Genomic DNA, 14,209 nt, shown 5'->3' on the forward strand with positions numbered 1-14,209 from the left:
AGGGAGTCTTGGCAAAGAGGAAAGCGGCAGATTATAGCTGTGACGCCGCCCGACTGACAGCGGTGAGGGGCGGATGGTCGAAATGAACTGTAAAAACTTGGGGTTCAGCGGTAATTAAGGTGGGAGTTGTTATTATTCCGTCACATTTAGCCGCATTAACCCTGATCGCCATGTCCAGTTTTGCCCCTCTGCTCCCCGCCAGCGCCCTGCCCGACAGCTTCTTCGACCGCGACGCGCAACTACTCGCGCGCGAATTACTCGGAAAAGTCATACGCCACCGCGTGGGCGATATCTGGCTTTCAGCGCGAATTATTGAAACCGAAGCCTATTACGTGGCCGAAAAAGGCAGTCACGCGTCGCTCGGCTACACAGAAAAGCGTAAGGCTTTGTTTCTGGATGGCGGGCACATCTACATGTACTACGCCCGTGGCGGCGATTCGCTGAACTTCAGCGCCCAGGGCCCAGGCAATGCCGTGCTGATCAAATCGGCGTATCCGTGGGTCGATGAGATCTCCGGCCCGGCGAGTCTGGCGCAGATGCTGCTCAACAACCCCGACGCCAACGGCCACCCTCGCCCCGCGCAGAAACTCTGTGCGGGCCAGACGCTGCTGTGCAAAGCCTTGGGATTGAAAGTGCCGATGTGGGATGCCAAGCGTTTTGACCAGGAACTGCTCTACGTTGAAGACGTCGGCCAGGCGCCGTCGCAGATCATCCAGACCACGCGCCTGGGCATCCCCAGCGGGCGCGATGAACATTTGATGTACCGCTTCGTCGATGCCGGCTATGCGCCTTATTGCACCCGGAACCCGCTGCGCCGGGGCCAGGTCGAAGGCCGCGATTACTTTTTGGTTTGAATTGATTGAACGTAGAAACCCGCAGCACAGCAATTCCAATGTGGGAGCTGGCTTGCCTGCGATAGCGGTGGCCCAGGCGACTCTATGGTCGTCTTGAGGCCGCCATCGCAGGCAAGCCCGCTCCCACAGTTGATCTTCACTGTCTCAGGTTTCGCAATACAGATATGGAGTTGATTGTATGGGCCAATGGCTCGATAGCATTACCGGCTGGCTGACCCTGAACCCGCAATGGCTGGCCGTCGCGGTGTTTATCGTCGCGTGCGTGGAATGCCTGGCCATCGCCGGGCTGATCGTGCCGGGCACTGTGCTGCTGTTTGCCATTGCGGCGCTCGCCGGCAGTGGCGCGCTGTCCTTGAGTGAAACCCTGTTGCTGGGTTTCCTCGGCGGCTTGCTGGGCGACGGGGTTTCCTACTACCTGGGCCGACATTTCCATCAGAACATCCGACGCTTGCCCGGCCTGCGCCACCATCCTGAATGGATGAACGGCGCAGAAACCTACTTCCACAAGTACGGCATCGCCAGCCTGTTGGTAGGACGTTTCATCGGCCCGTTGCGCCCGATGCTGCCTATGGTGGCCGGGATGTGCGACATGCCCTTCCCGCGCTTTGCCGCCGTGAGCGTGTTGGCGGCGGCCGGCTGGTCGGTGGCCTATCTGCTGCCGGGCTGGGCCACCGGCGCGGCCTTTCGCCTGCCACTGCCAGCCGCTTTCTGGCCGCAGGCAGGTATCGTCGCGGCCTGCCTGGCGGTGCTGCTGGGCCTGAGCTTGAACAGCAGCCTGCGCGGCCATCGTCGCGCCACCTTGTGGATGGGTTGCGCCAGCCTGACGCTGTTGATCGCCCTGTTCATTGGCTACCCGCACCTCAATGACTTTGATCAAGGGTTGAGCGCACTGGTGCAGGAACACCGTAGCCCATGGCTGGACGAGGTGATGGTGCGGATTACCCAGCTGGGTGAGTTCAGGAAGATGTTTGTCGCCAGCGCCATCTTCACCGGTTTGTTGCTGCTGGCGCGGCAGTGGCGTCATGCGGTGTTCGTCGGCGCGACGCTGGCCGGCGCGGCGGTGATCAACACCGGCACCAAGCTGTTTTTCGCCCGTGGCCGGCCGGAAATTCTCACCGACCCGCTGACCAGTTTCAGCATGCCCAGCGGCCACGCCTCCGGCGCATTTGCGTTTTTCCTGGCGCTGGCGGTACTGGCCGGTCGCGGCCAACCCACAAGATTGCGCCTGACCTGGATGCTGCTGGGCTGTATTCCGGCGGCCTTCATTGCGCTGTCGCGCGTCTATCTCGGCGCGCATTGGCCCACGGACATCCTGGCCGGCACGTTGCTGGCGATGACGGTGTGTGCGTTCAGCCTGACCGTCACCCAGTATCAAAGCCCGCTGCCGGCCATGCCGCGCAAGACCTGGTGGCTGCTGCTGCCGGTGCTGGTGGCGCTCATGAGTTTTATCGCCCTGACCGGCACCCCGCACGCCCTGCTGCGCTACGCCTACTGAGTGAAGAGCTCGCCCTGCAACTCGTCGAGCAACATCTGGATGGCATCCAGGCGTTGCTGCGGGTCGTCGAGTTGCAGCAGGTCGATCTTGTCGGCCTCGGTGAACGGCAGCAGATAGGCCAGCTGGTTACCCAAGGCTTGCTGGCCATCGGCGTGGGTGCCCATGTCCAGCGAGGCAACCATCGGATGCTCAGCCAGCGCCTGGAGCAATGCCAGCAGGTCGGCGTCTTCTTCTTCCAGCGGTTGATCCGGCAGCTCTTCGAGCCACTGCACCTCGGCGACCAGTAGCTGGTCCTTCTGCACGCCGGTATCACGCACGCGGAACCTGCGCCCGCCTTCGACGCGAATCCCCAGCAGGCCGTTGTCCTGTTGCTTGAAGTCGCGAATCAGCGCTTCACAGCCGATCAGCGCGTAGCCGTCCGGGGCCATGCCCACTTCCCTGCCGCTTAAGATGCACACCACGCCGAAGCTTTCGCCCTTTTTCATGCAGCGGCTGATCATGTCCAGGTAGCGCGCCTCGAACAGTTGCAAGTCGAGGGTGCAGCCAGGGAACAGCACGGTATTGAGCGGGAACAGCGCCAGACTCATAGAGGTTTCCTTCAAACCCGGTTTAAACGATCACGGACACGGCCAGCGGCAGGAACACCGCCGTGGCCACGCCCATCAGACTCATGGCCAACGCCGCGAAGGCGCCGCACTCTTCGCTTTCCTGCAGCGCGACCGAGGTGCCGACCGCATGGGCGGTCATGCCCAGGGCCATGCCGCGCGCTTCGGGGCTGTGCACGCCCAGGCGCGACAGGTACGCCGGGCCGATCATCGCGCCGACCACTCCGGTGATCAACACAAACACCGCCGCCAGGGCCGCCACGCCACCGATCTGCTCGGCCACCAGCATGGCAATCGGCGAGGTCACCGACTTGGGCGCCATGGTCATCAGCATCCTATGCTCAGCGCCAAACCACCAGCCCAGCAGCACACACAGGCCAGTGGCCAACACGCCCCCTACCACCAGCGTAGTAAAAATCGGCCAGAACAATTGGCGGATCCGCCGCAGGTTCAGAAACAGCGGCACCGCCAGGGCCACGGTCGCCGGGCCGAGCAGGATGCCCATGATCTCGGTGCTTTTGCGGTACTCGACGTAAGTCAGGCCACAACTGAGCAATACGCCGATCACCAGCAGCATGGACACCAGCACCGGCTGCAGGAAGATCCAGCGGGTTTTCTCGAAAGCCGCCAACACCAGTTGATAGGCACCAAGGGTGATACCGATGCCGAACAGAGGGTGATGAATGACCGCCGTCCATGCGCCTTGCCAATCGAAGGTCATTGATCCTTCTCCTTGCGCTTGACCATCTGCTGCATCAGCACACCGACGAAGCCCATGGCGATCACCAGCGACAACACCAGTGCGCCGACGATAGCCCAGAAGTCGGCGGCGATGTCCCTGGCGTACACCATCACGCCCACGGCCGGCGGCACCAGCAGCAATGGCAAATAACGCAACAGGCTGCTGGCGGCCAGGCTCAAGGGCTCGCCGACTTCACCGCGCCAGATCAGAAAGCCCAGCATCAGCAGCAAGCCGATGATCGGCCCAGGCAGCACCGGCACCAGCAGATGGTTGATCGCGGTGCCGATCAATTGAAACAGCACCAGCCATGTCAGGCCCCTTAACAGCATCGCTTATCTCCCCCTCAAAATCCGCCCGCATTATAAGCACGCCGGCTCTATGCTTCGGCATTCGCCAAAAGCATGGTGGGTTGACCGGGTGGGTTGCCCATGATGATCTACCCTGGATTTGGCCCACCTATAAAAACGATGAACCAAGGAGAGTCGCAATGCCCTATGTACCCGTAGCGCAGCTCAAAGATTATGTCGGCAAGGAACTGGGACGTTCCGAATGGCTCACCATCGACCAGGCGCGTATCAACCTGTTTGCGGAGGCCACCGGCGATCATCAGTTCATCCACGTCGACCCGGTCAAGGCCGCGCAGACCCCGTTCGGCGGCACCATCGCCCACGGTTTCCTGTCGCTGTCGCTGATACCCAAGCTGATGGAAGACCTTCTGATCGTGCCTGAGGGCCTGAAGATGGCGGTCAACTATGGCCTGGACAGCGTGCGCTTCATCCAACCGGTCAAGGTCAACTCCAAGGTGCGCCTGAACGTGACGCTCAATGACGTCACCGAGAAAAAGCCTGGCCAATGGCTACTCAAAGCCACCGCCACCCTGGAAATCGAAGGGCAGGAAAAACCGGCTTACGTCGCCGAGTCGTTGTCGCTCTACTTCGTGTAAGCCCGCGCCTGTGGTGGGGATATAAACCTCACCACAGCGTATGTAAATTTATGTATGAAACTCGCAGCTGCGGCATACTCGGCGCTCAATTATCCGGATCCCGCTATGCGCCCACTCGCTCCCCTTGCCCTTGCCCTGTTGCTCACCGCTTGCGGAGACGGCGAATCGCTGTTGCCGCCCGATGCGCGCCTGCCCGACGGCGGCCGTTACCGGGGCGATGTGGTCAATGGTTTGCTGCAAGGTCAAGGCCGGGTCGACTACCCCAACGGCAGTTGGTACGCCGGCCAGTTCGACAAAGGCCAATGGCACGGCCAGGGTGAATGGCATGGCAGTAACGGCGAGGTTTATAAAGGTCAGTTCAAGCAAGGCCTTTTCGATGGCCAGGGCAGCCTGACCACGGCGGGCAGCAGTTACGTCGGTGGTTTCAAAAATGGCCGGCGCAACGGCGAGGGCACCCTCAAAGAGGGGCAAATGACCTATCGCGGCGAATTCAAGGACGATCAATATTCCGGCCTTGGCCGCCTCGAGCTGGCCGACGGCAGCCAATACCAGGGCCAGTTCGCCCACGGCAAACCGAATGGCGAAGGCCAGCGTAACGACGACAGTGGCAACCAGTTCAGCGGTCACTTTGTCGATGGCCAACTCGAAGGCAATGGCACGTTCAACAGCGCCGACGGCGACATCTATGTCGGCCAGTTCAAACAGAACCAGCTCAACGGCAAAGGCCGCTATGAAAACGCCGACGGCGACGTGTGGATCGGCCAGTTCAAGGAAGGCGCCCTCAGCGGCAAAGGCGAGCTGATCGGCGTGGACGGCAGCCACTATGTCGGCCAGTTCAGCGACTGGCGCTTCACTGGCGAAGGTCGCTTGAACCTCACCGACGGCAGCTTCTATATCGGGGGGTTCGACAGCGACAGCTATCAAGGCAAGGGCACCCTCGTGCTCACTGATGGCACGGTAGAGGCCGGCACCTGGGTCAACGGCATGCGCGTGCGCGACGCCGACGGCAAGCTGCTGCCCGACCCGCTGGAAATCGGCATACTGGCCCAAGGCCGCTTGCTCGATGCCGCCCTTGCCGCCGTACCCGCCTCCACCCCCGCCGTCGAGCTGTACACCCTGGTGCTGGCCGGCGACGGCAAGCAAAGCGTGTTCCTGCGCGAAGCCGATTACGTGAGCAACATGCTCGCTACCCGTTTCGGCGCGCGCGGGCAGATTCGCCTGGTCAACCACCGCGACCATATTGCCGACCGCCCTCTGGCCACGCGCGAAAGCCTGCGCCGCGCCGTGCAAACCCTTGCCGAGCGCACGGGGCCGGAAGACCTGGTGTTTATCTACATGACCAGCCATGGCACCCACGAACACGAACTGGTGCTCGACCAACCGCGCATGGAACTGGCCGACCTGCCGGCCGATGAACTGGCGGCCGTGCTCGCCCCCCTGAAAAACCGCGACAAGGTCATCGTGATTTCCGCCTGCTACTCCGGTGGGTTTATCCCGGCGCTTAAAGATGAGCGCACGCTGATCATGACCGCCTCGCGTGCCGATCGCGTGTCCTTTGGCTGCTCCGAGGAAGCGGACTTCACCTACTTTGGCGATGCCCTTTTCGCACAAGCTTTAAACCAGACAGATGACTTACAGCAGGCTTTCAAACTGGCACAAATGCACGTGGCCGAGCGCGAACAGGCGGACAACTTCGAAGCGTCCGAACCGCAGATCTGGGCGCCCAAAGGCGTGATCGCCCATTGGCAGTTATTACGTAAACAGCAGGCACGAAAGGCGCTCGAAAGCGTCTCAATGAATAGCAAGGAAGCCAAAGGCAACTAAGCTGTAACGTGTTACAAGGGGGAAACACCATGTACCTGACACCACAACATATCTTGCTCGCCGGGGCCTCGGGCCTCACCGGCGAACACCTGCTCGACCGCCTGCTCAACGAACCTACCGTGACCCGCGTACTGGCGCCTAGCCGCAAGCCGCTGGCTGAACACCCGCACCTGGAAAACCCGGTGGGTGACCCAGTGGCGTTGCTGCCGCAACTGAGCGGCCAGGTCGATATCGCCTTCTGCTGCCTGGGCACCACAATCAAACAGGCTGGCTCCGAAGCGGCCTTTCGCGCCGTCGATCTGGACATGGTGGTGGCCTTCGCCAAGCGCGCTCGGGAAATGGGCGCGCGGCACCTGATCGTGATCAGTGCAATTGGCGCCGACCCGAAATCCTCGATCTTCTACAACCGCGTCAAAGGCGAAATGGAACAGGCGTTGAAGGCTCAGGACTGGCCGCAACTGACCATCGCGCGCCCTTCGCTGCTGCTGGGAGAGCGCCTGGAACCACGCTTGGCTGAACAGCTCGCCGGGCCGTTGTCGCGGTTGATTCCAGGCAAGTACCACGGCATTGAAGTCTGCGAGCTGGCCCGGGCCATGTGGCGCCTGGCGCTGGAAGAGCAGGACGGGGTGCGGGTTGTCGAGTCGGATGAGCTACGCAAACTCGGCAAGTAACGTCGTTGAGCTCTGGCACGCAACAAACGGTGGGAGCGGACTTGCTCGCGAAGGCGGTGGACCAGTCAACTTAGGCATCGACTGACACGCCGCCTTCGCGAGCAAGCCCGCTCCCACATTGGTTTTGTGTTGCCTGCGAGGTCAGAGCTACAGACCACCGGTTGCATTGAAGCCCACGCCCAATACCGTCAATGCCGACAACGGCAACAGCAGCGTGTCGAGCAACGCACTGGCCGGCAGGTCGATGTGCGGGTAGCTCGGCGCTTCAGCGCCAAACCGGTCCTTGGCGCAACAGCCGCCGTTAATCGCATACAAATCCAGCCGTGTGCCGGCGTACACCACCGGCGCGCCAGGCTGCGCGGCGTCGAGCGTGCGCGCGGTGGCGCAGCCCGTCAGTTGCAGCGCCAGCATCACCAGCAGCGCCTTATTCATCGCTGCTCAAATGGTGCTCGCCCCAACGCGGCAGCATGTCCTGGGGAATATTCAGCAGGTTGAGAATCCGCGCGACCACGAAATCCACCAGGTCATCAATGGTCTGTGGCTGGTGATAGAAGCCGGGCGACGCCGGCAAGATGGTCACGCCCATGTTCGACAACTTGAGCATGTGCTCCAGATGGATACTCGAATACGGCGCCTCGCGCGGCACCAGAATCAGCTGGCGGCGCTCCTTCAAGGTCACGTCCGCCGCGCGCTCGATCAAGTTGTTGCAGGCGCCCGTCGCAATCGCCGACAAGGTGCCGGTCGAGCACGGCACCACCACCATCGCCGCCGGCGCTCCGGAGCCTGAGGCCACGGGCGACATCCAATCCTCTTTGCCGTAAACCTTGATCTGCCCTGCCGCCGCCCCCGTGTATTCGGTGAGGAAGGCTTGCATCATCTGCACTTTGGGCGGCAGCGCGACATCAGTTTCGGTGGCCAACACCAACTGCGCAGCCTTGGAGATCAAAAAATGCACCTCGCGGTCTTCGCGCACCAGGCAATCGAGCAGGCGCAGGCCATAGGGCGCGCCGGAGGCACCGGTCATCGCCAGCGTGACGCGTTCCGGGCCGCTCATTTCAGCGCCTCGGCCAGCTTGCCATGCAGGCCGCCGAAGCCACCGTTACTCATCACCACGATGTGGGTGCCCGGCGTGGCTTGATGCTTGACGTGTTCAATGATGCCCTCGATGGAATCGCAGACGGTGGAAGGCACAGTGCACAGCGCTGCAATGCCCGGCAGGTCCCAGCCAAGGTTGGGCGGCGCATACCAGACCACTTGGTCGGCGTCGTTGACGCTTTCCGGCAGGCCATCGCGGTGCGCGCCCAGCTTCATGGAATTGGAGCGCGGCTCGACAATGGCAATGATCGGCGCATCGCCGACCTGCTTGCGCAGGCCATCCAGCGTGGTGGCAATGGCCGTCGGGTGGTGGGCAAAGTCGTCGTAGATGGTAATGCCGTTGACGTCGGCGACTTTCTCCATGCGGCGTTTCACGCTTTTGAAGGCACTCAACGCGGCGATGCCCATGGCGGGCACCACGCCCACGTGTCGCGCGGCCGCCAGGGTGACCAAGGCGTTGGCGACGTTGTGCTGGCCAGTCATGCCCCACTCGACGATGCCTTGGGCTTGCCCTTCAAACAGCACTTCAAATCTGGAACCGTCTTCGCTGAGCAGCTTGACCTGCCACTGCCCGCCCGCGCCGGTGGTTTGCACCGGGGTCCAGCAGCCCATGTCGATCACGCGCTGCAACGCCGGCTCGGTGGTCGGATGGATGACCAGGCCTTCGCTCGGAATGGTGCGCACCAAGTGGTGAAACTGGCGCTCGATGGCCGGCAGATCGGGGAAGATGTCGGCGTGATCGAACTCAAGGTTATTCAGGATCGCCGTGCGCGGGCGGTAATGGACGAACTTGGAGCGTTTGTCGAAGAACGCGCTGTCGTATTCATCCGCCTCGATCACAAAGAACGGCGTGTCACCCAGGCGCGCCGACACCGCGAAGTTCTGCGGCACACCGCCAATCAAAAAGCCTGGGCTCATGCCCGCGTGTTCCAACACCCAGGCGAGCATGCTGCTGGTGGTGGTCTTGCCGTGAGTGCCGGCCACCGCGAGTACCCAGCGACCTTGCAGCACGTGGTCCGCCAGCCACTGCGGGCCGGAGACATAAGGCAAACCTTTATTGAGTACGTACTCGACCGCCGGGTTGCCACGCACCATGGCGTTGCCGATCACTACCAGGTCTGGCACCGGGTCGAATTGCGACGGATCGTAGCCTTGGGTCAACTCGATACCCTGGGCCTGCAGTTGCGTGCTCATGGGCGGGTAAACGTTGGCGTCGGAGCCGGTGACGTGGTGGCCCAGTTCTTTGGCCAGAACCGCCATCGAGCCCATGAAGGTGCCGCAAATACCGAGAATATGAATGTGCATGGTTGACCTCGTAAAACATCGAGGCAGGTTAGCGCAGGGAGGGGAAAATCGCACTCTTTAGCTGCCGGCGTGCAGCGCTGACGGGGGTCAATCCCGAGGTCCGTTTACCAAAAAAGAAGTGCCGCCGCATACGCTGTGGTTGCCAGTACGCAACCCATCGAACACAACAGCACTTCTTTCATTGCTGGCTCCGTGGCTCGGAGCCTGGAACGTCGGCGCTCACCTAGGCGGCGCTGGCCCTATGCTTGACTTTCATTGCCCCCATCAATGCGGTAAGGGCCGCCATCCTGGACTCCAAGCCAAGCGCCCGGCTTTTGATGTCGTCTTTTGCGGCCCCGGTTGAGGCGGCCTGAAAGGAAATACTCAGCTTCTGCGCTTCGTTGGCAAATGCCGGCTCAATGTAATCAAGCATCTCATCGAGATAATCCATTCGCTCTTCATTTGTCTTCGCTACCCATTCCAAGCCTGGCTGTACATGCGGCTCGGAACGAAGATCCGCCAAGGTATTCGCCAACAGGAATACGCTCTTCTGACTATGATCCACCAAACGCCCATCCTGAACACTTTGCTCAGTGGCGGCCGTCTGCGCCGAACTGATGAGGGGTTTTACAACCTCCAGAATGGCTCCGCTGACGACCACGCCGACCGTCGACAGCGGTACTGTGACCGCGGCCGTGATGCTGGCGACTTTTGCAATGTCCTTGCGCTGAAGTGGAAGCGCGCGGTCCGCTTTCGCACTGCTGGCCTGCACCAACTCTACTGCGTTTTCTTCCAGGCCCTGTGCAGAAAACGGTTCGACTTCCTGGCCCTCTACTCGACCGGGCGTCGGCTGCGCGAACAACTTATCTCGCAATCCAGCATCTTTCTGGGCTTGCCATTCTTTTTGATGCCTGGCGTGATAATCAGCCATTTCCGGTGTGTCAGGCGTATCAGGTGCCTCTCCCGGCGTGCGGGTACCGCTCGCATGGCCTGGCGCGCTGAAGCCATTCACGTGTGCGTCCACGAACTGCTGATCATAGCCCTGATTGCCAGCCCCGGGTTTACTGCCTGCCCCGCCTTCCAGTTTCGGCGCGTCAATCACTCGCGTAGAACCGGAAGGAACACCCGAGACATCCACCCTGTTAAAACCCGTGGAGAAAAGATCGCCGATCTTTGAGAATGCCAATGGCCGCGAGATTGAATTTGAAAACATCATAATGATTTACCTAATGGTTGATTAACATTAGAAAGTCATCCATTTCCTTCATTTAATACGTGGCAAAACACTCAATAACGTTCCGACCAGAGCCCATAAATATACAACCGATTAATTAGCACGCCACTTACCCACAGCCATAACTTCTCAAATACCAAGAGACCATCAGTTAACACAATGTAACTACTTGCCAAATTATTTGGCCGCAGGGGCTATCGCACTTACTACACCAAACTGCAGCAACTGAGGCCCAAACGGCGTATTAGTGAGAATATTGTAGGCGTACCACGCACCTTTCTTGAAAACAGCAACCACGGGCACCCACAAATTATTGCTTTGCGTGCGATGAAACCCCTTAACGATATCATCGTCTTTATAAACTTTTGTCACATCATAGCTGCGCCAGCGCCCTCTTAATCGGGACAACACCTCGTCGCCATGTTCAAGCACGTACTTGATATCTTTATACCCAGCGCTCGCCCCTCGATTAAGGTTTTTTGCAATATCGGCCGCATCGGTATAGCCCACCGAAGCGCCGACCCCGGAAAAGACCGAACTCTTGATGACATTGCCGAGCGACTGACCGCCCTTGACTGCTTTTCGAGCCGTGTTAAGCGCCGGAAGCGCAAAGCCTAAAATATCGAAGCCGATATTAAAGATCGCGCCCGATACGTCACCCTTAATCGCGTCCTGAATACCGTCGTAGAAAGGGATAAGCCCAAGAAAAAAATCCTTCAACTGTTTGTCGTAGCGCTTTCCTTTTTCTATCGCTGTCATGCCGGCCGCCTTGGACTTTAGCGCCTCATAGTCTCGGGTAAAAAAGCTGGCTGCGGTGATACCAAGGGCACCGCTTTTGGCGGAAAAATACGTCCCGTGTAATGTACCGGGGCGTTCAAGGGGATCAGGCCCGTGGTGGGTCGCGCCGTATTGCGTATAGACGTTGTACGTGCCCGGAACACGGCCTTGGGTGCTCCCGCCAAAATAAGCGCCATCGTTAGCATTGGTGTGTTCACCCGGAAACCCGCTTTCCTTGACGAACCGCCCCAATGCCGGGAAGTAACTGTAGTAGCTGGCCTGGCCCGCACTCCCCGCAGCTTTCATGAGCAAACCATGCCGGCCCTTGAGTGCCTCTATCTCCTGTGCTGTCGGCGTGCGGGGCTTGATATCGGTGTGCAAGGAGAGTCCTGATACAGGCTCTACACTGTTCCAGGACAACCACGGTGCGGGCGCTGTATTGAGAAAGGGGCGAGACACCTCGATAAAACTGACCGCGGACTGTTCAATACGCGCTTGATCCTCCCTGGGTAAAAGCGAAAGCTGATACTTAAACTGAATGGCCCAGGCACTGTCGTGCGCCACTTTATAGTTCTCAAACGTTGTAGAAAATACCTGATTGATATCGGGAACAAGTTGAGTAAGGCGTGGCGTTATTGCCGCCCAAGGCAGCGCTTTGTTATTCAGCGACCGCCAGCGCTCTGGCTTGATCGGCCCGCTCATATAGACATCAAGCAGCGAAACAGGGTCATGTTTGACCCACGGTGCCTGCAATACTTTTTGGGTGGGGTCCAACTCAGGAAACACCCGTTTCAACTCAGCCGCCGCCAACTGCTCTCGCGTCGTCGCAGGCGCTGACAAGGTATCACGCGCCCATGCCAGCTCTTTTTGTTGTTTATTCAACGCCTCTTGGGAACGCTTGACGTCGGTGTACGTATAGTTGTGGTCGGGTTTATGCGCGATAACGCCGTTGGCCAGGCCCCAGGTAATAATTGCAATACCTGACGCAGCGCTCAGCTGATCCTCGCTTTCCAGGGACGTAAGTGGCGCTTCACCAAACGCCATGACTTGGCTGAACGTCATGTTCCCCGAAGCGCCAGGCACTTGTTGTTCTATACGTGAAACTTTTATGGAAAAGTTCGCCCATGTATGAGAGCCATAAACAAGGTTAGGCGGGATGTCTTTTACCAGGAACTCCGGGGCGGCTGCCGCTAATAACAGCTGCGCAGCAAGAGGCGCGGCTTCAACCCCGACCTTACGCTCAAGGTGAGTGATGAAACTTTTGACGATGGTTGCCGGTGAGTAACCTGCGTTGTCCCTTTGATACAGGTTGTAGCCCGCCAGGTTGAAGCAAGACTTGCCCATTCCAGGATCAAGCTCTTGCACCAGGGCGACACTTACACTCTCAATGACACTGGTGGGCGTCTCGATCACCTTGATCTTTTTTTGTATCTCCTGACCCAGGGCCCGCGCCTTGGGTGATCGAATCAGCTGGTCCAATGCCCACGCAGGGTTGCTCGCTATCGTCGCCCTGGTGGCCGGAGGAAGCTCGCTGATCAACCCCCGTAATAAGCTGCCGGCACCCGCTTGAGGATTTGAACGGTGGGTTACTTGGGCCTTGTGCCATTGAACTACCGTTGCGCGGACCTTGCGCAGTGAGGTTGCGCTCAATAAACCAGCGATCGGCCTTGCCCCGCCAGCGTTCGCCCGCGGCGCCCGGTGGGCAAGGTCAAACGATAACGCCAGCGCCAAACCCTGAGCCTGCTGACTATTGACGGGCACTTTATGCCCATCCTGCCTGAGCATTTGCGCCACGCTCATCTGGCGGCGCTGCTCGCTGGCAAATCGGCTGGAACGCGGGTCGATCTGGAGCATGACCTGGTTCAGGTCGATGCTCCCGCTGGCGTCGTCTGCCTGAGACCTCAGCGCAGTCATGAGCGCATGACAGTCAGCGTCATCACCCAGCGCCGTCTGCTGCTGGGCCAACGCCTCTGCAGACCGCAGCGATGCATAAGCCGAGGGCGCGAATTCAAACAGCGCCTTATTCGCCAGCTTCTTGCGGTGCAAGGCCGCTTGCGCCGGCGTGAGGTCTATCGGCTGGTTGTAAAACCGGCCCACTGTGTACAACGGCACTTTGCCTTCCGGCCAGGGGTAACTGAACCCATGCCCGGGTTGAGGCGCGATTACCCTGGCAATCGACAACAGTGCTCGGGAAACATCAGACCACCCCGAATCGTCCCGCAGCGTAAAAGTCTGCACCTTGCCGTCGACGATGCCGGCAAGCTCCCCGCGCGCCGGGTCCAGTTGCATGCCCGCCGTATCAAGCCCCTGCCCTTTTGCCCACGCGAGGAACCCAGGGGCTTTGAACGCGCTGTCCAGCTGGGCGCGCCAACGCCCAAGCGTGGACCCCGCGGGCACTTGAACATCAGGCGACATCCCCGACGTCTGGTAGGAACGCGTGGCCAATGCGCTTGCGAAGAACCTCGCCAATTGGGCATCCCCCGTGGCACGGCACTCGGTGCTGTCCGGCAACGCGGTATTGCGCGCCTGTCCAATGGCAGGGCTATCGGCAGGCGCCGGGGCGGACTTCACGACCGGCGCCGCTGCATGAGTTGCAAAGATTGGCTGTGGACTAAACTTCGAAACATTAGTCATTCAACACCTCGCAGGCAAAACAGTCTGGCTGACTGTTCACGCACTGAGTGG

13 protein-coding genes are annotated in these 14,209 nt (G+C 60.0%); 5 read left to right on the forward strand and 8 right to left on the reverse strand.

The features are described 5' to 3' along the window. Positions 1-170 precede the first annotated feature (170 nt). Positions 171-854: a DNA-3-methyladenine glycosylase gene (locus tag ABWL43_RS25560; RefSeq protein WP_404485200.1), complete on the forward strand. Its 684-nt coding sequence runs from the start codon at positions 171-173 to the stop codon at positions 852-854. Positions 855-1,032: 178 nt separating this feature from the next. Continuing rightward, complete coding sequence (locus tag ABWL43_RS25565) at positions 1,033-2,349, forward strand: bifunctional DedA family/phosphatase PAP2 family protein (RefSeq protein WP_242201779.1); 1,317 nt, start codon at positions 1,033-1,035, stop codon at positions 2,347-2,349. On the opposite strand, the gene ABWL43_RS25570 is transcribed toward ABWL43_RS25565, so the two are convergent. Genes ABWL43_RS25570 through ABWL43_RS25580 form a run of 3 tightly spaced genes read right to left on the reverse strand, consistent with a single transcriptional unit; the run spans position 2,343 to position 4,025 of the window. Beyond that, complete coding sequence (locus tag ABWL43_RS25570) at positions 2,343-2,936, reverse strand: LON peptidase substrate-binding domain-containing protein (protein ID WP_145162492.1); 594 nt, start codon at positions 2,934-2,936, stop codon at positions 2,343-2,345. The two genes, ABWL43_RS25565 and ABWL43_RS25570, sit on opposite strands and share 7 nt — an antisense overlap. 22 nt (positions 2,937-2,958) lie before the next feature. Continuing rightward, positions 2,959-3,675, reverse strand: a complete 717-nt coding sequence (locus ABWL43_RS25575) for an LrgB family protein (RefSeq protein WP_106579382.1) — start codon at positions 3,673-3,675, stop codon at positions 2,959-2,961. Next, positions 3,672-4,025, reverse strand: a complete 354-nt coding sequence (locus ABWL43_RS25580) for a CidA/LrgA family protein (RefSeq protein WP_145162495.1) — start codon at positions 4,023-4,025, stop codon at positions 3,672-3,674. The genes ABWL43_RS25575 and ABWL43_RS25580 overlap by 4 nt, the downstream gene beginning before the upstream one ends. A gap of 158 nt (positions 4,026-4,183) precedes the next feature. On the opposite strand from ABWL43_RS25580, the gene ABWL43_RS25585 reads away from it, so the two are divergent. The 3 genes from ABWL43_RS25585 (at position 4,184) to ABWL43_RS25595 (ending at position 7,134) form a co-directional block, all read left to right on the forward strand. Next, positions 4,184-4,639, forward strand: a complete 456-nt coding sequence (locus tag ABWL43_RS25585; protein ID WP_369302439.1) for a MaoC family dehydratase — start codon at positions 4,184-4,186, stop codon at positions 4,637-4,639. A gap of 105 nt (positions 4,640-4,744) precedes the next feature. Beyond that, complete coding sequence (locus ABWL43_RS25590) at positions 4,745-6,463, forward strand: C13 family peptidase (RefSeq protein ID WP_145162501.1); 1,719 nt, start codon at positions 4,745-4,747, stop codon at positions 6,461-6,463. 29 nt (positions 6,464-6,492) lie between these two features. Next, entirely contained in the window at positions 6,493-7,134 is a 642-nt protein-coding gene (locus ABWL43_RS25595) for an oxidoreductase (RefSeq protein ID WP_106579386.1), read from the forward strand. 147 nt (positions 7,135-7,281) lie between these two features. Here the strand turns inward: ABWL43_RS25595 and ABWL43_RS25600 are convergent, their stop codons facing one another. From ABWL43_RS25600 to ABWL43_RS25620, 5 genes are all read right to left on the reverse strand, one after another. Further along, the gene (locus ABWL43_RS25600) at positions 7,282-7,566 is read right to left on the reverse strand and encodes a YceK/YidQ family lipoprotein (RefSeq protein ID WP_145162504.1); all 285 of its coding nucleotides are present in this window, start codon (positions 7,564-7,566) and stop codon (positions 7,282-7,284) included. Continuing rightward, on the reverse strand, positions 7,559-8,188 hold the full coding sequence (gene ubiX, locus ABWL43_RS25605; protein ID WP_003219402.1) for a flavin prenyltransferase UbiX: 630 nt from the start codon (positions 8,186-8,188) through the stop codon (positions 7,559-7,561). The genes ABWL43_RS25600 and ubiX overlap by 8 nt, the downstream gene beginning before the upstream one ends. Continuing rightward, positions 8,185-9,534: a UDP-N-acetylmuramate:L-alanyl-gamma-D-glutamyl-meso-diaminopimelate ligase gene (gene mpl / locus ABWL43_RS25610; RefSeq protein WP_145162507.1), complete on the reverse strand. Its 1,350-nt coding sequence runs from the start codon at positions 9,532-9,534 to the stop codon at positions 8,185-8,187. Before mpl ends, ubiX begins: the two co-directional genes overlap by 4 nt. A gap of 223 nt (positions 9,535-9,757) precedes the next feature. Continuing rightward, a complete protein-coding gene (locus ABWL43_RS25615; protein ID WP_404485207.1) occupies positions 9,758-10,729 on the reverse strand; it encodes a hypothetical protein in 972 nt (323 codons plus the stop codon). 195 nt (positions 10,730-10,924) lie between these two features. Continuing rightward, positions 10,925-13,939 (reverse strand): hypothetical protein, encoded by a 3,015-nt coding sequence (locus ABWL43_RS25620; protein ID WP_404485210.1) that lies wholly within the window; start codon positions 13,937-13,939, stop codon positions 10,925-10,927. Between the last annotated feature and the right edge of the window lie 270 nt (positions 13,940-14,209).

The organism is Pseudomonas sp. HT11, assembly GCF_044875395.1.
GTDB lineage: Bacteria > Pseudomonadota > Gammaproteobacteria > Pseudomonadales > Pseudomonadaceae > Aquipseudomonas.

Coding starts and splice junctions, on each gene's coding strand:
- ABWL43_RS25560 (WP_404485200.1), top strand. CDS start 171: ATGTCCAGTTTTGCCCCTCTGCTCCCCGCCAGCGCCCTGCCCGACAGC.
- ABWL43_RS25565 (WP_242201779.1), top strand. CDS start 1,033: ATGGGCCAATGGCTCGATAGCATTACCGGCTGGCTGACCCTGAACCCG.
- ABWL43_RS25570 (WP_145162492.1), bottom strand. CDS start 2,936: ATGAGTCTGGCGCTGTTCCCGCTCAATACCGTGCTGTTCCCTGGCTGC.
- ABWL43_RS25575 (WP_106579382.1), bottom strand. CDS start 3,675: ATGACCTTCGATTGGCAAGGCGCATGGACGGCGGTCATTCATCACCCT.
- ABWL43_RS25580 (WP_145162495.1), bottom strand. CDS start 4,025: ATGCTGTTAAGGGGCCTGACATGGCTGGTGCTGTTTCAATTGATCGGC.
- ABWL43_RS25585 (WP_369302439.1), top strand. CDS start 4,184: ATGCCCTATGTACCCGTAGCGCAGCTCAAAGATTATGTCGGCAAGGAA.
- ABWL43_RS25590 (WP_145162501.1), top strand. CDS start 4,745: ATGCGCCCACTCGCTCCCCTTGCCCTTGCCCTGTTGCTCACCGCTTGC.
- ABWL43_RS25595 (WP_106579386.1), top strand. CDS start 6,493: ATGTACCTGACACCACAACATATCTTGCTCGCCGGGGCCTCGGGCCTC.
- ABWL43_RS25600 (WP_145162504.1), bottom strand. CDS start 7,566: ATGAATAAGGCGCTGCTGGTGATGCTGGCGCTGCAACTGACGGGCTGC.
- ubiX (WP_003219402.1), bottom strand. CDS start 8,188: ATGAGCGGCCCGGAACGCGTCACGCTGGCGATGACCGGTGCCTCCGGC.
- mpl (WP_145162507.1), bottom strand. CDS start 9,534: ATGCACATTCATATTCTCGGTATTTGCGGCACCTTCATGGGCTCGATG.
- ABWL43_RS25615 (WP_404485207.1), bottom strand. CDS start 10,729: ATGATGTTTTCAAATTCAATCTCGCGGCCATTGGCATTCTCAAAGATC.
- ABWL43_RS25620 (WP_404485210.1), bottom strand. CDS start 13,939: ATGTCGCCTGATGTTCAAGTGCCCGCGGGGTCCACGCTTGGGCGTTGG.